General features: G+C 49.2%; 27 protein-coding genes. 26 read left to right on the top strand and 1 reads right to left on the bottom strand.

All coding sequences use genetic code 11. From position 1 onward, the window contains the following. Positions 1 to 27: 27 nt before the first annotated feature. From MHI38_RS10470 to MHI38_RS10420, 11 genes are all read left to right on the top strand, one after another. Complete coding sequence (locus tag MHI38_RS10470; protein WP_341181241.1) at positions 28 to 1,329, top strand: opine metallophore biosynthesis dehydrogenase; 1,302 nt, start codon at positions 28 to 30, stop codon at positions 1,327 to 1,329. Positions 1,330 to 1,462: 133 nt separating this feature from the next. Continuing rightward, positions 1,463 to 3,115, top strand: coding sequence for a staphylopine-dependent metal ABC transporter substrate-binding lipoprotein (gene cntA / locus MHI38_RS10465; RefSeq protein WP_445667208.1), 1,653 nt, complete (start codon positions 1,463 to 1,465; stop codon positions 3,113 to 3,115). A 12-nt stretch (positions 3,116 to 3,127) separates the two neighbouring features. Then, a complete protein-coding gene (gene opp1B / locus MHI38_RS10460) occupies positions 3,128 to 4,060 on the top strand; it encodes a nickel/cobalt ABC transporter permease (protein ID WP_154891025.1) in 933 nt (310 codons plus the stop codon). Beyond that, complete coding sequence (gene cntC, locus MHI38_RS10455) at positions 4,060 to 4,956, top strand: staphylopine uptake ABC transporter permease subunit CntC (protein ID WP_154891024.1); 897 nt, start codon at positions 4,060 to 4,062, stop codon at positions 4,954 to 4,956. Before opp1B ends, cntC begins: the two co-directional genes overlap by 1 nt. Beyond that, complete coding sequence (gene cntD, locus MHI38_RS10450; protein WP_154891023.1) at positions 4,937 to 5,746, top strand: staphylopine uptake ABC transporter ATP-binding protein CntD; 810 nt, start codon at positions 4,937 to 4,939, stop codon at positions 5,744 to 5,746. The genes cntC and cntD overlap by 20 nt, the downstream gene beginning before the upstream one ends. Beyond that, positions 5,747 to 6,499 (top strand): ABC transporter ATP-binding protein, encoded by a 753-nt coding sequence (locus tag MHI38_RS10445; RefSeq protein WP_154891022.1) that lies wholly within the window; start codon positions 5,747 to 5,749, stop codon positions 6,497 to 6,499. A gap of 50 nt (positions 6,500 to 6,549) precedes the next feature. After that, a complete protein-coding gene (gene cntE / locus MHI38_RS10440; protein WP_341181240.1) occupies positions 6,550 to 7,743 on the top strand; it encodes a staphylopine family metallophore export MFS transporter CntE in 1,194 nt (397 codons plus the stop codon). Between the two features lie 51 nt (positions 7,744 to 7,794). After that, the gene (gene cntE / locus MHI38_RS10435) at positions 7,795 to 9,027 is read left to right on the top strand and encodes a staphylopine family metallophore export MFS transporter CntE (protein ID WP_253491628.1); all 1,233 of its coding nucleotides are present in this window, start codon (positions 7,795 to 7,797) and stop codon (positions 9,025 to 9,027) included. A 285-nt stretch (positions 9,028 to 9,312) separates the two neighbouring features. Then, on the top strand, positions 9,313 to 10,509 hold the full coding sequence (locus MHI38_RS10430) for a GTP-binding protein (protein ID WP_341181239.1): 1,197 nt from the start codon (positions 9,313 to 9,315) through the stop codon (positions 10,507 to 10,509). A gap of 48 nt (positions 10,510 to 10,557) precedes the next feature. Further along, complete coding sequence (gene rpsN / locus MHI38_RS10425) at positions 10,558 to 10,827, top strand: 30S ribosomal protein S14 (protein WP_090919307.1); 270 nt, start codon at positions 10,558 to 10,560, stop codon at positions 10,825 to 10,827. Positions 10,828 to 10,865: 38 nt separating this feature from the next. Beyond that, positions 10,866 to 11,207, top strand: a complete 342-nt coding sequence (locus MHI38_RS10420) for a DUF3024 domain-containing protein (protein ID WP_186809760.1) — start codon at positions 10,866 to 10,868, stop codon at positions 11,205 to 11,207. Positions 11,208 to 11,854: 647 nt separating this feature from the next. Here MHI38_RS10420 and MHI38_RS10415 read toward each other — a convergent pair. Next, positions 11,855 to 12,973: a substrate-binding domain-containing protein gene (locus tag MHI38_RS10415; RefSeq protein WP_154891017.1), complete on the bottom strand. Its 1,119-nt coding sequence runs from the start codon at positions 12,971 to 12,973 to the stop codon at positions 11,855 to 11,857. Positions 12,974 to 13,277: 304 nt separating this feature from the next. On the opposite strand from MHI38_RS10415, the gene modA reads away from it, so the two are divergent. The 15 genes from modA (at position 13,278) to MHI38_RS10340 (ending at position 26,067) form a co-directional block, all read left to right on the top strand. Then, a complete protein-coding gene (gene modA / locus MHI38_RS10410) occupies positions 13,278 to 14,159 on the top strand; it encodes a molybdate ABC transporter substrate-binding protein (RefSeq protein WP_154891016.1) in 882 nt (293 codons plus the stop codon). Then, positions 14,156 to 14,845: a molybdate ABC transporter permease subunit gene (modB, locus tag MHI38_RS10405; RefSeq protein WP_186809759.1), complete on the top strand. Its 690-nt coding sequence runs from the start codon at positions 14,156 to 14,158 to the stop codon at positions 14,843 to 14,845. Before modA ends, modB begins: the two co-directional genes overlap by 4 nt. 289 nt (positions 14,846 to 15,134) lie before the next feature. Continuing rightward, on the top strand, positions 15,135 to 15,467 hold the full coding sequence (locus MHI38_RS10400; RefSeq protein ID WP_090919294.1) for a hypothetical protein: 333 nt from the start codon (positions 15,135 to 15,137) through the stop codon (positions 15,465 to 15,467). A 345-nt stretch (positions 15,468 to 15,812) separates the two neighbouring features. Continuing rightward, a complete protein-coding gene (locus tag MHI38_RS10395) occupies positions 15,813 to 16,100 on the top strand; it encodes a nucleoside-diphosphate sugar epimerase (protein ID WP_090919291.1) in 288 nt (95 codons plus the stop codon). A 23-nt stretch (positions 16,101 to 16,123) separates the two neighbouring features. Next, the gene (locus MHI38_RS10390) at positions 16,124 to 16,465 is read left to right on the top strand and encodes a restriction endonuclease subunit S (protein WP_145335438.1); all 342 of its coding nucleotides are present in this window, start codon (positions 16,124 to 16,126) and stop codon (positions 16,463 to 16,465) included. Further along, positions 16,462 to 16,761: a hypothetical protein gene (locus MHI38_RS10385; RefSeq protein ID WP_154891015.1), complete on the top strand. Its 300-nt coding sequence runs from the start codon at positions 16,462 to 16,464 to the stop codon at positions 16,759 to 16,761. Before MHI38_RS10390 ends, MHI38_RS10385 begins: the two co-directional genes overlap by 4 nt. A 1-nt stretch (position 16,762) precedes the next feature. Beyond that, on the top strand, positions 16,763 to 17,101 hold the full coding sequence (locus MHI38_RS10380; RefSeq protein WP_154891014.1) for a hypothetical protein: 339 nt from the start codon (positions 16,763 to 16,765) through the stop codon (positions 17,099 to 17,101). A 344-nt stretch (positions 17,102 to 17,445) separates the two neighbouring features. Beyond that, positions 17,446 to 18,540 (top strand): CgeB family protein, encoded by a 1,095-nt coding sequence (locus MHI38_RS10375; protein WP_154891013.1) that lies wholly within the window; start codon positions 17,446 to 17,448, stop codon positions 18,538 to 18,540. A 64-nt stretch (positions 18,541 to 18,604) separates the two neighbouring features. Further along, positions 18,605 to 19,747 (top strand): CgeB family protein, encoded by a 1,143-nt coding sequence (locus tag MHI38_RS10370; RefSeq protein ID WP_244159292.1) that lies wholly within the window; start codon positions 18,605 to 18,607, stop codon positions 19,745 to 19,747. A 159-nt stretch (positions 19,748 to 19,906) separates the two neighbouring features. Beyond that, on the top strand, positions 19,907 to 21,448 hold the full coding sequence (locus MHI38_RS10365) for a glycosyltransferase family 4 protein (RefSeq protein ID WP_341181238.1): 1,542 nt from the start codon (positions 19,907 to 19,909) through the stop codon (positions 21,446 to 21,448). An 88-nt stretch (positions 21,449 to 21,536) separates the two neighbouring features. Continuing rightward, on the top strand, positions 21,537 to 22,628 hold the full coding sequence (gene wecB, locus MHI38_RS10360) for a non-hydrolyzing UDP-N-acetylglucosamine 2-epimerase (protein ID WP_090919756.1): 1,092 nt from the start codon (positions 21,537 to 21,539) through the stop codon (positions 22,626 to 22,628). After that, a complete protein-coding gene (locus tag MHI38_RS10355; protein WP_090919276.1) occupies positions 22,621 to 23,607 on the top strand; it encodes a polysaccharide biosynthesis protein in 987 nt (328 codons plus the stop codon). Before wecB ends, MHI38_RS10355 begins: the two co-directional genes overlap by 8 nt. After that, on the top strand, positions 23,604 to 24,431 hold the full coding sequence (locus MHI38_RS10350; RefSeq protein ID WP_154891011.1) for a dTDP-4-dehydrorhamnose reductase family protein: 828 nt from the start codon (positions 23,604 to 23,606) through the stop codon (positions 24,429 to 24,431). The genes MHI38_RS10355 and MHI38_RS10350 overlap by 4 nt, the downstream gene beginning before the upstream one ends. Next, complete coding sequence (locus MHI38_RS10345; protein WP_154891010.1) at positions 24,413 to 25,354, top strand: NAD-dependent epimerase/dehydratase family protein; 942 nt, start codon at positions 24,413 to 24,415, stop codon at positions 25,352 to 25,354. The genes MHI38_RS10350 and MHI38_RS10345 overlap by 19 nt, the downstream gene beginning before the upstream one ends. Further along, positions 25,351 to 26,067 carry a glycosyltransferase gene (locus MHI38_RS10340; protein ID WP_154891009.1) on the top strand — a complete coding sequence of 239 codons (717 nt, stop codon included), beginning with the start codon at positions 25,351 to 25,353 and terminating at the stop codon, positions 26,065 to 26,067. The genes MHI38_RS10345 and MHI38_RS10340 overlap by 4 nt, the downstream gene beginning before the upstream one ends. Positions 26,068 to 26,252: the final 185 nt, after the last annotated feature.

Genomic DNA, 26,252 nt, shown 5'->3' with positions numbered 1-26,252 from the left:
TCTATGATTTTTTACAGGGAGGTATATATGAGCGGCGTTGAAAGAGTTCTGTTATGCGGCACGGGTCCTGTGTCCATTCAGCTTGCGGTAACTTTGAAAATACATCTGGGCTGTCACGTGGGTATGGCGGGTAGGGAATCGGTGCGGTCAGCATCGTTCTTTGCATCACTGGAACAGAGCAAGCAACACGTTCAGGTGACGATTCAAAATGAGAACCATCGACCCTTGGCAGGGGAATGTACGGTGGATCAGGTGTTTAAGGGATACAACACCCTTGAAGGGGAGTGGGATACGCTGATATTGGCAGTCACCACCGATGCTTATATCGATGTACTCCAAGAAATCAATGATGAATTCGTTAAACAACTGAAATTCGTTGTTTTGGTTTCCCCAACCTTCGGTTCCAGTCTTCTGGTGAGCCAGTATTTGCTTGAGCGGAATGTATCCCCGGAAATCATCAGCTTCTCCACCTATCTGGGCGATACCCGCTGGGTGCATGAACAACCGTCCAATGAAGTGATCACCACGGGAGTCAAAAGGAAGGTTTACATCGGCTCCACGGTTCCCTCTTCAACCTATGTACAGCAATTAAGCGAGTTATTTGAGCGGTTGCATATTTCACTCGCCGTCATGTCTTCCCCACTGGAAGCCGAAACAAGAAATATTTCGCTCTACGTTCATCCACCGCTTTTTATGAATGATTTTTCGCTAGAAGTGATTTTTGGTGAGCAACGTGTTCAAAAGTATGTTTACAAGCTTTATCCCGAAGGGCCGATTACACCCGCGCTCATTCGCAGTATGCGGTCACAGTGGCAGGAGATCCGGCAGATTACAGACAGACTTCATATTCAGGGATTAAACCTGCTGCAGTTTATGACGGATGACAATTATCCGGTTCGATCAGAGAGTTTATCACGTCAGGATATCGAGCAATTTGATCAATTCGAGGCTATCCATCAGGAGTTTTTATTATACATACGGTACGCCTCATTATTGATTGATCCGTTCTCGGAACCGGATGCTAACGGCACATATTTTGACTTCTCCGCAGTTCCGTTCCGCCGAATATTTATAAACCGCGAGGGTGAACTCGACGTTCCGAGAATGCCCAAGGAAGACTATTACCGCATCAAAATGATTCAGGGCATCGCGAGACATGTGAATGTCGCCTGTCCAACGATAGATCATTTCATTGCCACATATGAAGCAAAGCTTCAGGAAGTGACGCGTACACATCCAGATCAGCGTTTGTCGACCGCGTTTGTGATCCAGTCGTTTGGGCAGGATGTTCGCATGATCTGTAACGGACTTACGGGCGGTAAGGTCTAGTTATATCTGAAGAAGCAGAGTTCAAAGTTTTCTGAAAGAAAGCCGTATTGCGAGATGGTACTGCAATCGAAGTGGCATGGAGTAACAAGCAATGATCTGCTTGAATCTTATTTGTTTATCAGGGGGAACTATGGTGAGAAAAAGGCGTACTTTTACACGCATTATAACACTGGTTGCTGTCATTGCGATGATATCGGGCTGTGCTCAGCGTGCCACAAAGGAAAATACCGAAGCCGCATCATCAGTCGGTAGGATCAATAATGAAATTATCTATGCTTCCGCGAAAGATATTAACGATATGAACCCGCATCTGTACACAGGCTCGATGCCTGCGCAAGGCATGGTGTACGAATCTCTGGTCGAGAACACGGCTGAGGGAATCAAACCATTGCTCGCTGAATCATGGGACATCTCCAAGGATGGCAAAACGTACACCTTTCATCTGCGCAAAGGGGTGAAGTTCCATGACGGCGAGCCATTTAACGCCGAAGCGGTCAGACAGAATATCGAAGCGGTTCAGGCCAATGCCGAGAAACATGCCTGGATCAAGCTCTCCACGAAGCTGAAGGATGTCAAAGTGAAGGATGAATACACCGTGGAGTTGGATCTTTCCGATGCCTATTATCCGACGCTCGTAGAGTTGTCCATGACCAGGCCGTATGTCTTCATCTCACCAAAGGATTTCAAAAAGGGTGGAACCAAGGACGGGGTGAACGGTTTCCATGGGACTGGGCCGTACAAGTTGACGGGGCACAAGGTCGAAGAAAACGCCACCTTTGAAGCCAATACGGAATACTGGGGTGGTATACCTGCCATTCAGAAAATTACGGCCAAAGTGCTCCCCGCTGGAGAAACAACCTATTTGGCACTGCAAAAAGGGGAGATCAACTTTGTCTTCACGGATGACCGCGGGGCAGACAGCATTGATGTAGAAGCGATGGATCAACTCGCTACATCCGGTGAGTATCAGATGGTGCGAAGTGATGCGATGAACACGGCGATGATTGTGGCGAATAGCAGCAAGCAGAACAGCCCGGTTCATGAAAAAGCGGTGCGGGAAGCGTTATGGATCGGTATCGATCGGGAGACGATCAGCAAGGATATTTTTAATGGCACGCAGACGGTAGCAAGTACGTTGTTTTCATCGAATGTGAACTACGCCAATGTCGATCTAAAGGTTCGAACGTATGATCCGGAAGCAGCTAAACGTCTGCTGGATCAGGCAGGCTGGACTTTGGCAGAGGGCAAGACGGTGCGTACAAAGAACGGCAAACCTTTAGCGATGAAGCTGTATTACGACAGCAATTCATCCTCACAGAAAATGCAGGCGGAGTTCATCCAATATGCGATGAAAGAGATCGGTATGGAGCTTGATCTGACAGGTGAGGAGTCCTCTTCCATTGCGAACCGAAGAGCGACCGGGGAATATGACCTGTTGTTCAACCAGACCTGGGGACTAGCGTATGACCCGCAGAGCACCATCACCGCGTTTACATCGGATTCGGCGTACAAACATACAACAAGTGGCATTGCCGAAGCGCATGAACTGTATCGGAAAATCGATCAGGTGATGAGCTCGACCGACGATGACTCAACAACCGCATTTCAACATGGAGAATCGAGAAAAGCACTTTATGCGGATATTTTAAACATAGTACATGATGAAGCGGTGTTCATCCCGCTTACGAACGGGCGTGTCACCATTGTTGCTCCGAAACGTCTGCAAGGCATTACCTTTAAACAGACACAGTATGAATTGCCGTTTGAAAAGATGAAATTCGAGTAGAGGGGGAGGGATATGGGAAGTTATATTGCCAAACGACTGCTGCTGACCATCCCTTTGCTGGTCGTCATTTCGTTGATTACTTTTCTGTTGATCAATCTCTCTCCACTCGACCCGGCAGTCGTTGTCCTACAGGCTCAGGATGTACCGCAGATCACCGATGAACTGATCGCTCAAACGAATGAAGCGCTGGGTTTTAACCAGCCTTTCTTCGTTCGTTATATGGACTGGATGGCGGCCGTTGTACAGTTTGACTTCGGATATTCTTACGTGTCCAGTGAGTCGGTGTGGTCTTTAATCGGGCCGGCTTTACTGAACACGTTAAAGCTTACGCTGGTGTCATCCGTGTTCATCATCCTGTTATCCATATTACTTGGCGTACTATGTGCTTTGAAAGAAGGGAAGTTGCTTGATCAATCGGTCAGAGGCGTCTCCTTTTTCCTGACAGCGATGCCGTCTTATTGGCTTGCGGCCATCCTGATCTGGTACTTTTCGGTGAAACTAGACCTGCTGCCGACCAGCGGCATGGATTCTTATCGTAGTTACATTCTGCCTGTGCTGGTGATCACGGTCAGTTATACGGGCATTTATTTTCGGGCGGTACGCAGTGCGATGCTGAGCAACATGAATGAGGATTATGTGTTATATGCGCGCGCGAGCGGCCTTAGCGAGCGGAAGGTCATGCTGCACATCCTGCGTAACTCCCTGCAAGTCGCGGTGTCCATCTTCTGCATGGCGATTCCGATTGTACTGGGCAGTACCGTTGTTATTGAAAATGTATTTGCGTGGCCGGGGCTTGGCCGGCTAAGTGTAAAGTCGATTCTGAGCCGGGATTTTCCGATCATTCAGGCCTATGTGCTTATTTTGGCGGTAACGTTTGTGGTATTTAACATGCTTTCGGACCTGATCAATGCCGCGCTTAATCCTCGTTTAAGAAAGGAAATCTGATGCGACTATTCAAAAATCTGAGCCGTGACAAACTCGCCGTGACCTCTCTTGCCGTTATTGTCGTGACCCTTGTTCTGGGAATCTGTGCACCTCTCGTTGCACCTCATGACCCTGGAGCTGTCAACATGAAACTACGCTATGCCTCACCTTCCTGGCCTTATCTGTTAGGCAATGACCACCTTGGCCGATGCGTCTTATCCAGACTGATCTACGGTATCCGTCCGAGTGTGTTATGGGTGCTGGCGGCACTCGGTTTCTCGGTACTGATCGGTGCGGCGGCGGGATTTGCCGCAGGGTATTTCAAAGGTAAAGTGGATGCGTGGTTGATGCGGATCTGTGACATTATGCTGTCTTTTCCCGGGTATGTGATGACGCTGGCGGTGGTTGGCATTTTGGGGGCGGGACTGGAAAATATTCTGATCGCCTTTGTCTGCATGAAATGGGCCTGGTTTGCGCGTGTCATTCGTACTTCCGTTATGCAGTTTTCGGACATGGATTATGTGAAATTCGCCAAAGCTTCCGGCATACCCAGTTGCACGATTATTACACGTCACATCATTCCGGTAACCTTTGCCGATATCGCGGTAATCTCCAGTGGTGCAATGTGTTCCATGATGCTTCAGGTATCGGGGCTATCTTTCCTTGGTCTGGGCATTCAGGCACCCCATGCAGAGTGGGGCATGATGCTGAATGAGGCGAGAGAAGTCATGTTTTCCAGACCTGAATTGATGCTTGCACCGGGGCTTGCGATCGTTGTTGTGGTATCGGCTTTTAACTTTTTATCGGATGCACTTCAGGTGGCACTAGACCCGAAATTGATGACCTCTCCAGGCAAGCCGGATAAATCTCGTGAAAGAGAGGTGAGAAAGGCAACCTATGAATATAGTCGAGGTTGAGCATCTGAAAGTGTGGGATACGCGTACAGATCAGGCCATTATTCATGACAGTTCATTTTCGGTGCGGCAGGGAAGTTGCATGGCGATTGTTGGGGAGAGCGGCAGCGGCAAATCCGTCACATGCAGAGCGCTGATGCGGCTGAATAAGCCCAATATGCGCCAATCGGGAAAGATGCTGTTTCAGGGCACAGATCTGAATCAGCTCTCCGAAAAGGAGATGCGGCGTCGACGAGGCAAGCAGCTGTGTATGATTTTGCAGCAGGGCATGAGTGCATTTGATCCTTCCTGTATGATCGGTGTACATATCCGGGAGACGTTGCAGACGCATTACCATTGGAATACCCGTGAGCTAGAGCGGAGAATGCGGCTCGCAATGGAAAGTGTCATGCTCCGAAATCCGATGGACATTCTGAACAAATATCCACATCAGCTGTCTGGCGGCATGTTGCAACGAATTATGATTGCACTCGCACTTGTGCTCGAACCGGATCTAATTATTGCGGATGAGCCAACCACGGCGCTGGATACGATCTCCCAGTACGAAGTGCTGGAGCAACTGATTCAGCTGCGAGAACGTATGGGATGCTCCATGATTTTTATCTCCCATGATCTCGGCGTTGTGCGGAAGATTGCAGATGATGTGATGGTTATGAAAGACGGGAAAATTGTTGAGCAGGGTAACATGCAGTCTGTTTTGCAGGAGCCTACCCATGCCTATACCCGTTATCTCGTATCTACCCGGCTGGAACTGAGCAATCATTTCAAAGCATTGATGCAGGAGGGATCATAGATGCTAACGGTAGAGCAGGTTGAAAAATCATATGCACAAGGCGGATTATTCTCGAAGCATCGACAGCAGGTGTTGAAAAAGGTGACCTTGGAATGCCGGCATGGTGAATGCCTCGGCATTATTGGCGAGAGTGGCAGCGGCAAATCTACACTGGGTCGGTTGATGCTGGGACTGGAAAGCCCGGATCGCGGGGCCATCCGGCTGGAGGGAAAAGATGTGAAAGACCGGCGCGTGCGGATGGGCCGCATCAGCGCAGTTTTTCAAAACTATACCTCATCCATCAACCCGTTCCTTACGGTGCAGGATGCAATTATGGAGCCGATGAAGGCACTCCAAAAGTCAGCACAAGGACAACAGATTCATGCAAAAGTAGATATATTGCTTGCCCAAGTTGGACTGGACTCATCGTACCGACCCAAGTATCCACATGAGCTGTCCGGCGGGGAAGCACAACGAGTCTGCATCGCGAGAGCAGTGTCGACAGAGCCGCAGTACCTTGTACTGGACGAAGCCGTCAGCTCGCTGGATGTGTCGGTCCAGATTCAGGTTTTGCAGTTGCTGAAATCATTGAAAAGCCTGTACAAGATGAGTTATGTCTTCATTACGCACGACATTCAGGCGGCAGCCTATATCTGCGACAGGTTTGTTTTTTTCAGAGAAGGCCAGATTGAAGAAACGGTTTCGGTTGATCAGTTAAAACATGTAAAGTCTGACTATGCTCAACAATTGTTAAGCCATCTCATTTCACTATAGCGTGGAGAAGTGGGGGAGAAGGTTGTGATTGAAAGGAGGGAATATCCGTTGTGAGTGGGGCAATGTCATGGCCTTTTTTGCGTTTGTACATTTTGGTGCTGCTCTATTTCAGTGCCAATGCCATTCTGAATGTGATTATTCCGTTGCAGGGGGCATTCCTGGGTGCGAGCAGTACGACGATCGGGCTGATTATGGGTGCGTATATGTTTACCACGATGTTTTTCAGACCGTGGGCAGGTAAAATGATTCAAAAGCACGGGCCGATCAAAATCCTGCGGATCATTCTGATAATCAATGGATTTGCACTGATCCTCTACACGTTTACAGGGCTTGGCGGTTATCTGCTTGCCCGTATTTTGCAAGGGGTATCGACAGCCTTTTTTTCCATGGCGCTACAGATGGGCATCATTGATGCACTACCGGAGAAAGACCGTTCTCAGGGCATTTCTTATTATTCGCTGTTCAGCTACATTCCGGGCATTGTTGGCCCGGTGCTGGCTTTAGCCGTTTGGCAGACCGGAGGCATGGATTATTTTACAGTGGTGCTGATCGGGATTGCAGTTTGTACGGGGGGATTTGGATATACCGCCAAGATGGAACAAAATAAGGAGAGGACACAGACGGCTGCAGATGTATCCGGGCAGAACGTGAGTATGTGGGAGTCCTTCGGACAGCTGGTGAGAAATCCATTGTTGTTCCGTTGCTGTGTGCTGATGCTGAGTGCATCGGTGGTATTTGGCGCGGTCACTACATTTATTCCGCTGTATGCAAGTCAGGTTCCTGGCGGCAATGCTGGCGTATACTTGATGTTGCAGGCGGGTACAGTGGTGCTGGCTCGAATCGCACTCCGCAAACGCATTCCTTCGGACGGGAAGTGGCATTCACCGTTTATGATGACCACGATGCTGTTGCTGGCAGTTGCGGCGCAGTGTGTGAGTTTTTCGGTTACGGGAGGCATGCCCTTCTTTTATTTGGGTGCTGTTCTGATGGGAATCGCTCAAGCCATTTTGTATCCAACACTCACGACGTATCTGTCCTTTGTTTTGCCTCAGCTGAACCGCAATGTACTCATGGGTTTGTTTATTGCGACGGCTGATTTGGGCATTTCGCTCGGGGGTGTGGTCATGGGACCGATTGCTGATCTGTCGTCCTATTCATTTATGTACACGATCTGTGCTATTCTAGGAGCGGTAATGATCGTTTTTGCCTATGAACGGCGTAAAGCGACTACCAGAACCTCATGAGCTGACGGCCAGAGAATGTGGGTACGTGTTAGAGAAAGCAGGTATGATCTATTGAAAGATTCTAGAACGAAAACATCCAGTGGAAAATTAAACCCGGTATCGTTTTCCTTTATCGGGTTTTACATACTGGCTTTTTTATTTTTTGCGGCGAATGCGGCGTTAACGATTATTTTGCCTTTGCGTAGTGAAGCCGCCGGGTTAAATCAGGCTGAAATTGGTCTGATGATGGGCAGTTACATGTTCACCTGTATGCTATTGCGACCATTTGCTGCACAGATGCTGGGCAAATATGGACCGCTCCGGGTTATGCGATGGCTGCTGATGTTACATGCCGGGACGTTGCTACTGTTTATCGTGTCCGGGGTGGAAACGTACCTGTGGCTACGGGCATTGCAGGGCGTGGCGACCGCATTTTTCTCAATGACGATGCAGGCAGGCATTGTAGAAAGACTGGAGGATAAGGATCGTGCGCAAGGCCTGGCGATGTACACCCTGTTTACGATGGTGCCTTCGCTAGTCATCCCGATTCTGGCCGTGCAAATCTGGCAAAACGCCAGTGAGCTGGCGTTCACGCTGTTGATGATTGGACTGGCGGCACTCCCCTTGTTGCTCGGATACAAGGTGGATTTACCACAGAGTACGGTGCAGAACAAAACGTATACGCTGGGGGATATGCTTCGCTCGTTCAGTGGCATCTGGCGCAGTACACCCCTGCTCGTCAGCAGTGTGGTGATGCTGTTTGCATCCTGTGTATTTGGTGCGACAGCGACCTTTCTTCCGCTATATATGGTATCGACTGGTATGGCGAGCGCGGGTATCTTTTTGACGATTCAGGGTCTCGTGGTGATCCTGTGCCGATTCATTTTGCGCAAAAAAATACCGTCAGACGGCAGCTGGAATACGTGGCTTATGGCAGGTCTGATGTTATCTGCGGCACTGGGGACACAGCTGCTTAGCCTGATGGATATGCTGGGGCCATTTGTGTATATCTCTGCGGTGTTTAGCGGTTTTGCCCTAGCTTTATTGTATCCAACGCTGACCACGTATTTGTCCTTTGTATTGCCTGCGGATTCGAGGTATGTGCTTATGGGCATATTTATGTCCTCGTATGATCTCGGTTTTTCACTGGGCGGGCTGGCGATGGGCGTTGTGGTACAGATTAGCTCTTATTCCGTGATGTTTACCGTTTGTACGATGCTCTCTGTTGCCGCATTGATTGTCGTGGTGCTTTTCAGACAGCGGATGGAAGCCGGGAATAAGGTTATTTCTACATCAGTGAATTGAGTTGGAAGGCTGAAGGAAAGGCAGAGGTACGATGTAGATTTAGGTGTAGAGCTATAAATGAGACGGTACAGTTAAAGCTTATGGTTCTTCTGCGAAGCGCATCATGGATGCGAATGTGCAGGGGATTCATAAGCTTTTTTCATTGTTTTTTTGCACGAGATACGAAAAAAGATTTGACAACGAAGCCAAGCAGGATTATAGTCATTGTTGTTAATCGTAATTATTACTATTAAATTTGGAAATCCATCGATCAAGGTGAACTGTACCTATAAGGAGTAGATCTATATGACACAAAAGCAAATACCGGTGACCGTTCTCAGCGGTTACCTTGGGTCAGGCAAAACGACGGTTCTGAATCATGTGTTGCACAATCGGCAAGGGCTGAAAGTCGCTGTGATCGTGAACGACATGAGTGAGGTCAACATTGATGCGGCGATGGTGAAAGGGGAGGCTACACTCTCTCGTACCGAAGAGAAACTGGTGGAAATGTCTAACGGCTGCATTTGCTGCACTCTCCGTGATGATCTAATGCAGGAGATCGAGAAGCTCGTAAACGAAGGCAAGTATGACTACATCCTGATCGAGTCGACGGGCATTAGTGAACCTGTTCCGGTGGCACAGACATTTACATATGCCGATGAAGAGACAGGTATTGATCTGACACGATTGGCGAAGCTGGATTGTCTGGTTACTGTCGTTGATGCTAACCGTTTCTGGCATGACTATGCTTCGGGACAAAGCTTGCTGGATCGGAATCAGGCAACCGGGGAAGACGATACCCGTGATGTAGTGGATTTGCTCATCGATCAGATCGAAACCTGTGATGTGTTGCTGCTGAACAAGTGTGATCTCGTGGAAGAAACGGAACTTCACAAACTGGAGGGTATTATCCGCAAGTTGCAGCCGAGTGCCAAAATCATTCGTACGGTGAACGGACAGGTGAATCCGGTAGAGATTCTGAATACGGGACGGTTTGATTTTGAGAAAGTGAGCATGTCGGCCGGGTGGATTCAGGAGTTGGAAAAAGAGTCCCACACGCCTGAGACCGAAGAATACGGTATCGGATCATTTGTGTACCGCCGCAGGAAGCCGTTCCATCCTTCCCGTCTCGCTGAATTCATGAGCTACTGGCCGGAAGAGGTTGTACGTGCCAAAGGGCTGGTATGGCTTGCCGCTGAAGGAGATGTGGCTGCCAGTCTGAGTCAGGCGGGGCCATCCATTCAGTTTGGGCCTGCCGGACATTGGGTTGCCGCGCTGCCGGAAGCGGACAAGCAAGAGATTTTGCGGACAGAGCCGGATGTGGTTGCAAAATGGGATGCCGAGTGGGGCGATCGCCAAACGGAACTGGTCATGATCGGCATTGATATGGAGCGTTCTATCATTGAAGATGAACTGGATCAATGTCTGCTCAGCGATGAAGAGATGCTGGCGGATTGGGGACATTTTGAAAATCCGTTACCGTGGCCTGTAGAGACTATGTGAATTAATCAAATATTATACAAGACTTAAGAGGATAAGGAGCTGTAAAAGATGGCTAAAAAATCAAAGGTTGTGCGTGAGAAACAACGTCAGGCAATCGTAGCGAAGTATGCGGATCTACGCCGGGAACTGAAGGAAAAAGGTGATTATGAGGCGCTGCAAAAGTTGCCCCGTAACGCATCACCAACGCGATTAAAAAGTCGTTGCGAGATCACTGGTCGTCCGCGTGGATATCTGCGCAAATTCAAAGTTTCCCGGATCAAATTCCGTGAACTGGCTCATCAAGGTCAGATTCCGGGTGTTACCAAGTCCAGCTGGTAAGCATGATAAGCGGAGTACTCGATAAGGAGGTCTCTCCCATGTTGGATATGTTTACGCAGCGGCGTATTGTATCCTTGATGAACGGTTATGTCCATGAGAAAGTACCGGCAGAGCTACGGACGATGGTGAAGTTAACCTATGAAATGAAGGATAATGAGTTGATTCTCAATGAAGAACGTCCTGCTGGACAACGACATCAGTGGGAGCGAATGCCGATCGCTCGCTTTTACTGGGAGGGAAACCGGTGGAAGGTGTACGCTAGCGATGATCAGCACAGCTGGAGTCCGGCGGACATTGTTGTGCCATGTTTCGATTTCGAGGATGCGTTGGAGCAAGTGGAACGTGATGAATCCGGGATGTTTTGGCGCGAACGTGATTAAACAAATAATGATGCGCTTGGTAATAGAACTGAAATAACTGAACTAACTAAAATAACTGGAGAAGCTCGCATTGGCTATACGGGGATCGAAATCGTGAACAACGATTGGGGTCCTTTTTTTGTTTTATCGTGGAAGACTGCACATACGGAGATGTAACACCATAATGTTAGACACTGGAACAGGCTGGTAGAAAGAAGAGAAGTGAGAGAGTAGGTGGAACAGCTGATGGTGCGAACAAGTGGAGTATGTGAATGAAACTGCTGCAGTAGGCCCGACTCGTGCATCTGAAATTTTCTAGTCCAAAATTCTAACGATCCCCAGAAACGCTATTCATCTCAAAAAAGCGGGTTTGAAATTCTAACGATCCGTAGAAGCGTTATTTTGCTAGAATTAGCGATTTTGGTGGGGAAATCGGTAATTTTCAGCCGAATAAGCTCTCTGGTGATCGTTAGCGTTAGGAAGTGCAGGTGGAGTAGCAGTCATTTGTTGAAGAGAAGACATTGAACGTACTAGAGTACACGGGTTTCCTGCCACCGTAGACCGTACAACCATGCTACTATCTACACACTGCCATCCTTCCCCCTCTATCCCCGTTCACAACTCCTCCTTCATTCGTACACACTCCAAGCTACTCACCTCTCCCACAGCTATGCCTCGAATAACACTTCGCCCGTACGCGATACGTCATATCCTTCAAATGCTCGCAGTTCTTGTCTGAACTCTGGAGATCGGAGGATGTGCAGAACGGATTCAATCCAGGCCTCGTTCCCCTGTTTTCTCAGCATGACCAAGTCGTAGCGCTCCTGCACGAGAGGAATGAAATCGACTTGCCCGACAAGGCGAGCGGCCTTCTCTATGCCGACACCTACATCGGCTTCGCCGGAGCTGACTTTGGCTGCGACGCCCATATGACTTGTTTCCTCCACATCATATCCGAGTAGTCCAGCAGCAGAAATCCCGTGTAGCCGTAACTGCTCGTCCAGCAGCACTCTGGCGCCAGAACCTTTTTCCCGATTCGCGAGGCGCAGGTTAGATTGGTTTAGATCGGTCCAGTCGTTCAATTGACGGGGATTACCGCGTGGAACATATAGACCGGCAGGGCGAGACAGCAGATTGACAACGACATAGGACCAGCCTGTTAAAATTTTGCGGATATAGGGAAGATTATACTCCCCCGTGTCTCCGTCCAGCAGATGAGTGCTGACCAGGTCGGACTCCCCCCGATACATCGAGATTAGCCCATCCAGACTACCCATGAAGGAGCGAAGAGGACGAATGTCTCGGGATTGCTTCTCCATATGACGCATCAGAATATCCAGACTGACATCCTGACCCGTTATAACGAGATGTCGCGCCGCACCCGCGATGTTCTGACTGTAGCTAGCCGAAGAACTAGCGAATGAAGGTGCAGCAATCATTGGAGAAGGGGACGCTATCCTATGATTAGATGTCATCGCATGCTGAGACTCGCTTTGATCCGTGACTGTGGATAAGCCAGCAACTGGGCTATGCTTCTGGACAGCCTCGGTCGATAGTTGCTCGGTTGTTGTCGTCCCAGGCAAGACATTTGGCCTCGCCTGTGCCGGGGACTGGAGTTGCTTGGAACGGCGTTTGTAAGCATCCAGATCGGCAGCATCGATGCGCATCTGTTTGCCCACTCGGTAGGCGACAAGGTCTCCCTTTTTGATCAAATCATAGACAGTTAGTTTGGATATTTTAAGCAGCTTGGCTATTTCTTCGGTTGTGTAGGATTGCTCCTCCGTCATTAGTGAAGAACCTCCCTCTATATTATAAAGGCGTTAAAATTTTATATTAAAACCCTATATGTGTAGTCCACTCATATTCTAATTCTTATTCCCATCGATACAATGGCGTTTCTTGTACTATACCATTATTTGAAGACACGCATAAACCTTAGAACGCACAATAAAAAGCTGACATATTGTCTCGGATGTAGAATGTGATTAATGTCACCTTCCTATTTCGCATGTTCTGTGTATAATTAGTTATAATCAATTATATCTAGTTATAACTAAACATGATATTAAACATAAATATGGGGGAGAACAAATGAACAAACGAATTACATATGTACTTGGAACTATGTCACTGGGGCTGGCGCTTGTACTGGCTGGTTGCGGAGCCAACACAGACACAAACAAGCAAGATGCGGCTTCTTCCGCAACTCAACCAGCAGCTTCTGCACCAGCGGCATCCGGTGAAAAGACAACACCGGCAGCGACTGAGCCACTGGAAAAAGTCGAGCTGACGATATCCGCTGCAGCAAGTCTGACCGATGCAATGAAGGAGATCCAGACGAATTTTGAACAAGCCAATCCCAATATCAGCCTGAGCTTTAACTTCGGAGCGTCCGGTGCATTTCAGCAGCAGATTGAGCAGGGAGCACCGGCAGATATTTTTGTATCCGCGTCTGCGAAAAATATGAAAGCCTTGGTTGATGAGAACCTGATTGCCTCAAGCGACCAGAAGAACCTGCTTCAAAATTCATTGGTAGCTATTGTACCGGCGGATGGGACAAGCGCAGTAGCCAGTGAAAAGGATTTAACGAATGATGGCATCAAAACGGTAGCCATTGGCATTCCAGAGAGCGTACCTGCAGGTACTTATGCGAAGGAAGCTTTGACCAATGCGAAGCTTTGGGATCAGCTTGAGAAGAAGCTTGTTCAAGGCAAAGACGTAAGACAGGTTCTTCAATATGTAGAAACAGGTAATGCGGATGCAGGTTTTGTGTATAAAACCGATGCGCTGACTTCCAAGCAGGTAAAGATTGCGTTTGAAGTAGATAAAAACAGTTACACACCTGCCAATTATCCGCTAGGCATCATTGAAGGTACGAAACATCGCACGGAAGCTGAACAGTTCTATGCTTATCTGCAAACACCTGAAGTGCTGGATATCTTTGCGAAATACGGATTTTCGATTCCGAAATGAATATGAACGCGATCGATTGGTCCGTGTTCTGGCCCCCGGTGCGTCTGTCCCTTCAGGTGGCGCTGTTATCCAGCGTTATAGCGGTTGTGGTGGGGGTAGCTGTCGCTTGGAAAATGTCACGTACTACATTTCGCGGCAAAATTTTTCTGGAAACGATTCTGATGCTTCCGCTTGTGCTTCCTCCAACGGTGGTTGGATTCTTGCTACTGGTTATTTTGGGTCGCAGAAGTCTGCTTGGACGCTGGATCGAGGCGATCTTTTCGGCCCCTGTCATTTTTTCGTGGTGGGCTGCGGTCATTGCTTCTGTCGTTGTGGCCTTCCCACTGGTGTATCAGACGATGAAATCCGGTTTTAACGGGGTGGATCGAGACCTGGAGGATGCAGGCAGATCGATTGGAGCTAATGAATGGCAGGTCTTCCGCTACATTACGTTGCCACTGGCAGGCAGAGCGTTGATGACAGCTTTTATTTTGGGTTTTGCCCGTGCACTGGGGGAGTTTGGCGCAACATTGATGATCGCTGGCAACATTCCAGGCAAAACACAGACGGTGCCAACGGCCATTTATGTCGCTGTGGATTCAGGAAATCAGACGATGGCCTGGGCTTGGACGATATCGATTGTTATCATCTCTTTTCTAATGTTACTTATGACGAGACAGCAGCGCGATAGCAAAGCATCCTTTTAGTTTAAATAACTTGCGAATCATTGGTAATAATCTGCTGTAATAGGCAAAATGATATAAAACCCGCTAAGAGAATTTATTCTCGGATTGCGGGTTTTTATTATGAATCTGATGACATATGTCCTCAAAAGGGATGAAAATCATCATTATGGAAAAGTAAAGCCCTTTTGAGCGAAAAAAAACAAATATTTTCCCGAAATTTTACCTTTCAGCACTCGCTTTCCATGGGCTTGTTCCTGTAAAATAGGAGGTAACTGATTCCAGCCAAGCATTGAAATAAGGAGAGACGACGATGAAGACTAAACCTGATTGCGACATATCGTTGCAAATCGATGATTATCTGGATCTTTTGCATTTTGCCATCCAAATTCAAGATCAGGAATGGCGCCAGTCCCTTATCCAGCAACTCAAAATATTTCAAACGGCACCGGAGCAGCAACATACTCCTGAAGAAGAATTATGGATGAGATTCGATTATATCAACAGCAAACTAACAGGTCTGTGTCATCAGATCCACGCCGCTCATTCTGTGGATGAACGCAAGAAGTTTGAAGAACGTGTTGGTGTTTTGCAACTACAGCGAGTGGAAGTGGCACGTAAAATCAAATGGGCAAGTCGCAGATAGCACGAAGTAAACAACATTGAAATACTACTTTGAAGTACAACGATGAATTACCCAATTCAAGAACAAAGCCATTCTCCTGTTCAGTCCAGGAGAGTGGCTTTTTTGCTTATGAATAAAAGTTTGCCCTAGTCATTTCCTCAGCTGTTATTTTCCTGGCAGAAGTATGTAATTTGAGGACATCGAAGCCAAGTAATTCATAGGATATGGGGATTATGCAATTTAACGATATAGGCGCAAGCTGGAGTAACTGACGCTCCCGGCCCGGCATATGCTGTAGCAGGCAAATGCTGATAGGCCGTTTTTTTTCTATGGGTGAAGCAGGCCTTAACCGAAAGGAGGAGCACCATGCAGAGCAAAATCGATGAAATTATTAACCATATCGCGCATTCCCACCAGCAGATTGCACGGGTATTGGACGCCAAACGTCAGGTTGCTGTGCGCATGTCGGAGATCATCCACCATTTGCCGGATAACGAGCCGGAACTGGATGGGGTTGAAGGTTTGCTGGACAGCTCGGGACAGATTAACAAAAGCATTATCTCCTACCTGGGAGGGCTTGCGGATCTGGAAGAAGCTGTGGCTGAGACGCTGACCCAGGTTATGCGGGAGATCGCGGTACAAGAGGAAGAATAGGCCCGGAAGGCGGGTGATGAAACATGAGCAGAGAACAAAGTCTCATTCTAATGCTGGATGCTGCAGCCAAAATGCAGTGGAACATTGCGTTAATTCTGGAAGCCAAAGCCATTGAGGCGGAAAAAGTACGGAATTGGACGCTGAATCATCTGAACGGGGACAGCTTTTTAACTCATGGCGATCAGGTTGGTGAACCCCTTAAAATGCATGAGCAACTGGTGGAATTGCTGGAAGGATTAACGCGCATGGAAACGGGACTGTGCAACAACCTTAAAGCCGTGATGGTCCAGAATGACAGCGAAGATGGCGGCGGAATGGACGGGGGCATGTTTGGCGGCATGGATCTCGGGGATCTGGGAAAATGAGTCTGTTGCAGCGTGAGCAGGAGGCCAAACTGGCACTCATCGAATCGATTGCACATAGCCAGCAGGCGCTCGCCCGCATTCTGGACAGTGTAGCCAGTGTGTCTTCTCATTCGGAAGTATCCGCCCGCAGTCTCGCGGAGAATATACGTCTGCTTAGTCGTTATCAGGAAGAGATGTCTCGTATGATCACGGGGATCAGGCTGGCCCGAATTCGCCATGGGGAGCCGGGTCTGCCTTGGCTCAAAGACCCCGGATGTGTCGTTCGTACCGCCGGGGACCTACAGGAGGAATGCTGATATGTTAAAAAAGAAGTCCAGATTAAAATCCAAACGTGCTTTATTAGCGCGTGGTGCCCGCTTGCGTAAGATCCGCAAGTTGCGTGCGCTGAAATCTAAACGTGTCGTTCACAAGCGCACTGGCAAAGGACGTAGCGCGTGGCTGAAAAAAAAGAAACGTACGGTGCAGAGGTACCGGAACAAAAAACTTGTTCGACCTGTCGCCCCGGTTACCCCTACCGATCCAAACCCGGACAGTGCGTACAGTCAGGGATACAACGAGGCGTACAACGAGGGATTCAACGCGGGTTTCGCCAAGGGATTCGAGGACGGACATCAACTGGCATACAAAGCGCAGTAATCGATGGAGTTGTTCAAGACATAGCTAATACCGACAATGCTATAAAAGATACAGATGATCCGGATAGTTCGGCTAAAGAAAAAAGCGAATGACAACCATATCTCGATGATTGCTTATGGAGAATATACAGGTTAAGGCTACAGCCCGGAGGGACAGATCCCTCCGGGCTATTTGCATGACCGCAGTAGCGGACATGCCCGTGCAGGCGAACATGGAGGGCAGACGCCAATTTTGAGCCTTGCAGGACACCCGTCCATGATGCATCTGACCCCGAGGCATATCCTTTAGAGGGAAGACCAATCTCGTGGAGAGTCAGGAATGAGATCTCCTTGAAGGAAGACAGGGTGAAGAATGTGGCAAAACGAAGACACCGCCCGCTGACTGAAGCGGAGGCGGCCTACCGCGGCGGATATGCAGAAGGCCGCAGGTTTGGCGGCTGTCAGGCCATCATGGAGCGGGTGCAACCGTTCGAACCGACCCTGCGGGACATGAAGGTACTGTATATCCCGCAGGGATTCGATGCCATTGATCAGGGTGTCATTCTGGCACTGCAACAGTCGGTTCGAGAATGCGTTGTTGGATCGCCAGCAGCGATGTTGCAAGAAGCCAGCCAACACCGGCCTGATGTTGTTCTTGTGATGAACGGTCTGCACGTATTTCCCGAGAATCACCTGGAGCAGGTGAAGGGAATACGTGAACTGGGGATTAGGACGGCGGTATGGTTTGTCGATGATCCCTATTTCACGGAGGATACCGCGACCATCTGTCAGCATTACGACATCGTGTTTACTCATGAAGAGGCAGCTGTGCCCTTCTACACAAACCAGGGAGCAAGGCGGGTCATTTACATGCCACTGGCAGTAAATCCAGGCATGTATCATCCGCGCCGCACCGAGCCGCAATATCAGTACGATGTTTGCTTTATTGGCACTGGATTTTGGAACCGGATTGATCTGTTTAATCAGCTTGCACCTTACCTTGCGGATAAAAAAGTGTTCATTGCCGGAAGTCAGTGGAATCGGTTGGCACGGCTGGATGTACTGGGGCAGTTCATTCACGAAGGATGGATTGACCCGGAGGCAACGGTTGATTATTACAATGGCGCCAAAATCGTGATTAACGTACACCGAACTTGCGAGAATGGTGAGGATAATCGAAACACCCATCATTTACAGGGGAGATCGATCAATCCGCGCACCTATGAGATCGGTGCCTGTGGCACGATGCAGATTACTGACACTCGCGGAGATTTGCCCCGTTATTATCAGCCAGGGTATGACATTGAAACGTTCTCCTCAGCGGCAGAATTGCAGCGCAAGATCCACTATTACTTGCATCATGAAGAAGAACGCCAGACTCTCGCTTGGCGAGGTCTGCTCACTACCATGAATCGTCATACGTTTAACCGCCGCATTACCGAGTTGTTAGGACATCTGTAGTGTCTCTTCAGTGGAAGGGCAACCTCAGGAAGCAACGTTATCCCAAATAAAAAGGAGTGGCGGTATGTCTATCAAACACCGTAAAACGAGAAAGGTTCATCAACCACCTATACTCAGCCTGGCAGATCAGGCTCGTAAAAATGGAAGGCAGGCCGGATTTGACGCAGGCAAAGAAGAAGGGTATCTGCGGGGCCGCGCCAACTATATTGTAAATTGTGCTCAGGAGCCGCTACCTTTCCGGCAACTTCATGTGCTCTATGTTTCTTCGGGTAAAGGCTTCCCTTACTCTCCGCTCGATGAAGCCATTATGTCTACGCTACAGGGGATGGTTGCTCAGGTGACGCTGTCTGATCCTCGCCAGCCGGTCTCTCAAGTGGCACTGGAAACCCGTCCAAACCTGGTGCTTGTGCTGGACGGGATGGATATCCCTATCGAGCAGATCGATGCCATACGCCAAGCGGGTATTCAGACGGCGATCTGGCTCACAGACGATCCGTATTATACGGATATGACTCTGGAGATCGTGAAGCATTATGATCATGTATTCACACTGGAACTGAATTGTGTAGAACTGTATCGCCAGCATGGCTGCGCATCCGTGCATTATATGCCTTTTGCCGCTTTTACGAACCACTACTTCCCAATCACAACCCCTTCCCCACTGAAAAGAGATGTCAGCTTTATCGGCTCGGCATACTGGAACCGCGTATATTTCTTCAACCCGATTATGCCGCAACTCATGTCACATAATACGGTCTTTAACGGCATCTGGTGGGATCGACTGCCTGACTATACGGCTTATGGCGAGAAAATTGAGCTGGGTCGCTGGATGAGTCCTCAAGAAACAAATGATGTGTACAACGGCACCAAAATCGTTATCAATCTGCATCGCTCCCATGAGGATGACTCAGTCAACAATAATCAGATCAAAATTCCGCCAGCCTCACCAAACCCGAGAACGTTCGAGATTGCCGCCAGCACAACATTGCAGTTAACCGATGCACGCGACGATCTGGCGCGTTTCTATAAACCAGGGGTAGAGATCGAAACGTATTCTTCACCGCAAGAAATGCTTGAGAAAGTCGATTATTACCTCGCACATGAGAAAGAGCGGCGTGAGATTGCCCTGCGTGGGCTTGAACGGACATTAAAAGATCACACGTATGATCGAAGAATCAATGAGTTGCTAAGCATTATATTCCCTTAATCTCGGCCAGGAGGAGGTGTGCACAGTGCCCCGTATCAGCTTGTCTGTTGTATACGGGGTCCGTGTGCGGCCATGGCAATGAAACCAAAACTAATGCTGTTTTCCCATGTGTGTAATACCCGCAGTATTACAGGAGCGGAGAAGCTTTTGCTTCATTTTATGAGAGAGATTGGCACGATCTTTGAATGTGTGCTTGTTGCGCCGCAGGAAGGGAAACTTACCGGGCTCGCACGAAGGTTTGGCATTCAGGTTCATATATGTAATTTGCCGATGCTTCATGGTGTGTACACACCGTATCAGGGGATTGCACAAGATGCGGAACATCTGCGGCACACTCCGGCATTTCAGGATGCGCTCTGGCTGATCCGAAGTCACGAGCCGGATATGGTTTTGACTAATACCTGCGTGAATGTCATGCCTGCTGTAGCGGCAAAATCGCTCGGGATTCCAGTCATCTGGAAAATTACCGAGATTATTCAAACGAATGAGCACACACCTGAAGCGATCCAGATGATTGGCCGGTATGCAGACTGGATTATCGGAATTTCCGAGACGGCAGCGTTACCGTTCAAACAAGCAGGTATGAGTGACAGGGTGACGATTATTCCTCCGACATGGGAGCCTGCTCTGCCTGCACCGGACCGCTGGCTTCATCTGCGTGAGCGAAAACGTAAGGAGCTTAGATACAAGTCTTCGCACACCTGTATCGGTTATATTTCTTCCTTTATATATGATGCCAAAGGTTTAAAGCCCTTTGTTGATATGGCACTGAAGCTGTGTGAGACCCATTCACGCTGTCGCTTCTGGATCATAGGCGCACCGTCAGACAAAAAGTATTACGACGAATGTGTTTATCAGGTGAAACGCTCCGGGTATGCAAGGCGCTTTACGTTTACCACGTTTGAGGAAAATGTATCGTTGGCCTACTCCGCAATGGATATCGTGGTCATTCCCAGCATGGTAAAAGAAGGCTTCGGTATGACTGCGCTAGAGGGGCTTTATTTTGCCAAACCAGTCATCGCTTTTGCCCAGGGTGGCCTCAGTGAATTGATGGAATCCGTAGGCAGCGGTGCATTTCTGGCTCCGCCCGGGGATAGTGATGCACTCGTTACGCTGGCTACGACATTGCTGAATGATTCCGAGCTTGCTTCCGATACCGGATGGCGTAACCGGACAGAAGCGGAAAAGCTGTACGGAATCGAAACCTACCGGGTGAAGTTGCATACGATGGTCACACAGTGGTTATTGCGTTTTCCCGGATGGTTCACATATATCCAGCCACCGAGTGGTCCTGTGCTGGCGTGGGGAGAAGGCGGACTGCGTACAGTGATGAATCCCGATCCGGCCCTTATTCGAACGTTGTTGCTTCCAGAGAGTATTGTACAGCTTCTTCCTCGTTCTTCGTTGCCTCCGATAACCGTAACACAGCAGGGAGAGGGGGCAGGGAAACCCCGCGAAGAAGATCAACGGACTGAGCCAGAAATTCTTGTAGGTAAACGCCGTAAAAGAAAGATTCCCGCTTCTCGCCGCAAGCTCAAAGAGTTGAAACGAACGATTCAAACCGGGAAGAAGAGCCGTTCGGCTCGTACTCGTAAAGTCAAAAGGCGGCACACATCTGCCTCGAATTTGTCCACTCGCAGACGCTCTTCCAGGAACAAACGACGTAGCCGGACGGCACGCAAAGGTTCCAAGTCACGGTAATAGACAAGGTTCATAATACACGTTAAAAGAGAGGGACTTTAATACAAGAAAAGGGGTTTCTAACACACGACAGAAGGCAGGGATGACGATGAAGATCATGACGGTGCTGGGTACGAGACCTGAGATTATTCGACTCAGCCTGATCATTTCCAAGCTGGACCAGTATGCGTCCAAACATATTCTGGTGCACACGGGACAGAACTTCACAGAAAGTCTCAGCGGTCTTTTTTTCAAGGAAATGGGTCTGCGTGCCCCGGATTACGTTCTTCAGGATGAAGCCGCCTCATTGGGGCGACAGCTCTCCTCCATGTTTACTCAAATGGAAGATTTAATTCAGCAGGAGAAGCCTGACAAATTGCTCCTGCTTGGAGACACCAACAGCGCTTTGTGTGCGGTACTTGCTGAACGTATGGGCATTCCGGTAATTCATATGGAGGCTGGCAATCGCTGCTTCGATCTGGATGTACCAGAGGAGAAAAACCGCCGCGTGATTGATGCGATCTCGACCATTAACATGCCTTACACCGAACAAAGTAAGAAACATCTTGTCAGTGAAGGTGTGCCTAGCCGCCGCATTGTGCTTACGGGCAATCCGATTTACGAGGTAATGGAACATTACGGTCCACAGGTCAATGCCAGCAAAATTTTGAAAAAACTCAAGCTGAAGCCCGGACAATATTTTCTCGTTACCGCTCACCGAGCTGAAAATGTCGATCACCCTCCTCATCTGCTGGAGATTATGAAAGGGCTAAATCAAGTCGCGGAGGAACATGGGCAACGCGTGATATGCAGCATTCATCCGCGAACAGCGATTCGCATTGCCGAACATCTGCAGCTGGAGATGCATCCGCTGGTGGAATTCCATGAGCCGTTTGGATTTTTCGACTTTGTCATGCTGGAGCGACATGCACGCTGTGCGCTCACAGACAGCGGAACGGTTCAGGAGGAATGTTGCATCATGGGGGTGCCTACCGTAACGATGCGTCGCACGACAGAACGTCCGGAAACGGTAGACTGTGGCAGCAATGTGGTCTCCGGCCTGGATGCCGCGCGCATTGCGGATTGTGTGAACGTGATGACCAAACTGCCAAATGACTGGGATTGTCCGCAAGGTTACAAGGCAACAGATGTGTCCAGTAAAGTGGTCAAATTTCTGCTTGGAGGGAAAATGCATGTTTGAAAATAAGCGTATACTCGTGACTGGCGGTACGGGATCATGGGGGTATGAGCTTGTCGCTCAACTGTTGCCCCAGCAGCCAAAAGAAATTATTGTGTACTCTCGCAACGAGTCCAGTCAGGTAGCGATGAGTCGTGATTTTGAAGACCCGCGCCTTCATTTCCGCATTGGTGATATTCGTGACAAGGATGCCTTGACGGCGGCCTGCCAGCATGTGGACTATGTTTTCCATCTGGCTGCACTCAAGCATGTACCGGTATGTGAAGACCAGCCGTATGAAGCACTCAAAACAAATGTGATCGGCACACAGAATGTCATTGAAGCGGCGATTGAAAATAAAGTGAAAAAAGTCATCTATATTTCGACCGACAAAGCGGCCAATCCTTCGAACTTCTATGGAATGACCAAGGCGATCGGTGAGAAATTGATTGTTTATGCGAACCTGCTTCATAGTGATACGAAGTTTGTCACGGTACGGGGCGGCAATGTGCTCGGCACCAACGGCAGTGTAGTGCATCTGTTCAAAAACCAGATTCGCCAAAAAGGCCAGGTATCCATTACGGATATGGGCATGACCCGGTTCTTCCTTACACTTAAGGACGCGATCAAACTTCTGTTCAAAGCCTCGGTAGAAAGTGTTGGCGGCGAAATCTTTGTTATGACGATGCCAACATGCAAGATTGTCGATCTTGCCGAGGTTCTCATTGAAGATTCCGGTGTGGAAAACGTAGCGATTGTAGAACGCGGCGTTCGTCCAGGTGAGAAAATCCATGAAATTCTGATGAGTGAATTCGAGAGCATGACGACGGTTGTCTACGACGAACAGTATCTGGTGATTTTGCCTACGCTCGGCATCCCAGGATTACGTGAACATTACACCAACTGCCCACCGGTGCCATACAGCAGCTTTAGTTCCGAGCACCAACTTATGACCAAAGAAGAGATTCGTGAAATTTTGAAGCGCGGAGGGTTTCTATCATGAAGCTGCTGATTCTTGGGGGAAACGGAATGGCCGGCCATATTCTGGTCGACTATTTCCGCCGTCAAGGTGTGCACAGCGTCTTCTACACCACGCGGGACGTGACTGACCCGAATGGGTTGATCCTGGATGTGAATGACAGCTTCATGGTCGACAGGCTTGTAGAAGCGGTGCACCCGGACGTCATCATTAACGCGGTTGGTGTGCTGAACACCTTCGCGGATGAAGATAAAATTGGTGCCTATCATATCAACGGTTTTCTGCCGCATCGTCTGCGGCGGATGGCCGATTCCATTGGTGCACGTCTAATCCATATCAGCACAGACTGTGTATTCAGCGGTGATCGCGGAGCATATCGGGAGGATGATGTGACGGACGGTACGTCCTCCTATGCGATTACGAAAGCACTCGGTGAGGTGCAGGATGAAGGGCATCTGACGATACGGACGTCCATTATTGGACCTGAAATCCGGCAGGGTGGTATCGGTCTGATGCAGTGGTTTATGTCCAGCACGGGTGAAGTTGGCGGGTACACACGTGTCTTCTGGAATGGCGTAACCACACTTGAACTTGCCAAATGGGTAGACCATTATCTGGATTCTCCAGTCAGTGGCCTGATCCATCTTGCTCATCCTTCACCACTCAGCAAACATGATCTGCTTGTGTTGTTCCAGCAGGTCTGGAACAAACAGGATGTGAAGATTATACCGGATGATAGCATGGTTCAGGATCGCACGCTGGTATCCACCCGTGAGGATGTGAAGACAAACCTGCCGGACTATTCAACTATGCTGAAGGAGCTGGCATTATGGATGGAGCAGAGCTGACGGGCAAAAAAGTACTAATTACAGGCGCCTCCGGTTTTACAGGACGACATGCTGTAACCTATTTTCAAGGTGCCGGTGCGGATGTTGTGGCCGTTGTAAGGCGGCCGGATGTATATTCGTTTGGTAAAAACGTGGACGTATATGTCTGTGATCTCAATAATAAGGAACAAGTTCGTGAACTGATTCAGGAGATCGAGCCGGATTATGTGCTTCATCTCGCTGGCAAAAACTCGGTACCGGATTCCTGGGCTGATCCACTGTTAGTGCTCGAAACGAACGTAATGGCGGTGCTATACCTGCTGGATGCTCTACGCATCTGTCCGAAGGCGAGAACGGTAATTGTAGGGTCCAGACTCAAGTACACACCGGAACCTGGGCGCATACCCCAGCCACCACATCCATACAGCTTGAGCAAGGCGCTGGAAGAGATGGTATCACTGTCTTGGAAGTCCCTGTTCGGTCAGCAGATCATGCTGGCAGAACCGGGTAATCTGATTGGTGCCGGGCCCTCTACGGGCATCTGCTCTCTGCTTGCCCGCCATGTGGTTGCTTGTGAGCAGACGGGCAAAACAGAAGCGTTTCGTCTATCCGGGCGAGATAATACACGTGATTTTCTGGATGTGCGGGATGCGGTTCGCGCGTATGCTACCTTACTGGTGCATGGCACCAGCGGAACCGTATATCCGGTGGTGTCCGGGGTGGAACGGAGCCTTGGCGAGATCGCTGATCTGTTGATATCGATGACAGAAGCCAAAGTACCGATCCGCTGGGATGGTACTTCATCTGGGCCGGATGGAGCAGGGAAACAAGAGGAAATGTCGGAACTGCGCAAATTGGGCTGGCAACCGCAGATCTCATTTGAGGCATCACTACGCGATATTTTGAGTGATGTTCGTACCCAGCAAGGGAGGACAACAGGATGAATCCGCGTGTATCGATTGTGATTCCGTTCTACAATTGTCCTTATGTGCCAATGGCAATTCAGAGTGCACTGGATCAAACCTATCCAGAGGTCGAGATTATCGTTGTTAACGACGGCTCCACAAGACATGCGGAGCTGCTCCAGCCCTATCTCCCATGGATTAATGTACTTGGCAAAAGCAACGGCGGCACCGCCTCTGCACTGAATCACGGCATTCGGCATGCTTCGGGGGATTATGTGGCTTGGCTGAGCTCAGATGATTTCTTTTATCCTGATAAAATTCGTTACCAGCTTGAATTCATGCAACGTGAAAATGTTCTGGTCTCCCATACGAATTTTCACTATATCAATGAACATTCGGCGGTGACCAAAATGCATGGCGGGCCTGAGCCGATGTCTGAACTGGATTGTCTACGCCGTTTTAATGGCGGTAATCCGGTCAACGGATGCACGGTCATGATTCGTAAGGATCTATTCAGCGGCGTAGGGCTGTTTGATGAACTGTTGCCTTATACGCATGATCTGGATCTATGGCTGCGAATGCTGCTTAATGGTCATCGCTTCCCGTACCTGAATGAGCCGCTAACGGCGTATCGTTGGCATGGGGGGATGGGATCGGTGCGTCATGCGGACGTGATCGGCAGAGAAGCGTCCATGGTCTGGTCGAGGTATCGCGAACCGTTGTTGCAGCGTATTGCTGCACTCGGCGGGTAGCGTAAGGGGCCGTTATGAAGCCGCGTAGCGTGCTGATTAGCGGCTTCTTTGGCGCAGCCTTTTGGTAAGAGAGAGGTTAGGATATGGGACGTACGCATAATCATGAGCTCTATATGCATGAGGATGCCGAAGGCTGTGACGGTTCTGCAATACGCTGCAAAATGTACGTTCACCCTGCTGTGAAT

The organism is Paenibacillus sp. FSL K6-1558 (genome assembly GCF_038002565.1).
In the GTDB taxonomy this organism is placed as follows: Bacteria; Bacillota; Bacilli; order Paenibacillales; family Paenibacillaceae; genus Paenibacillus; species Paenibacillus polysaccharolyticus.
This window is presented reverse-complemented; position numbering and strand designations above follow the sequence as displayed.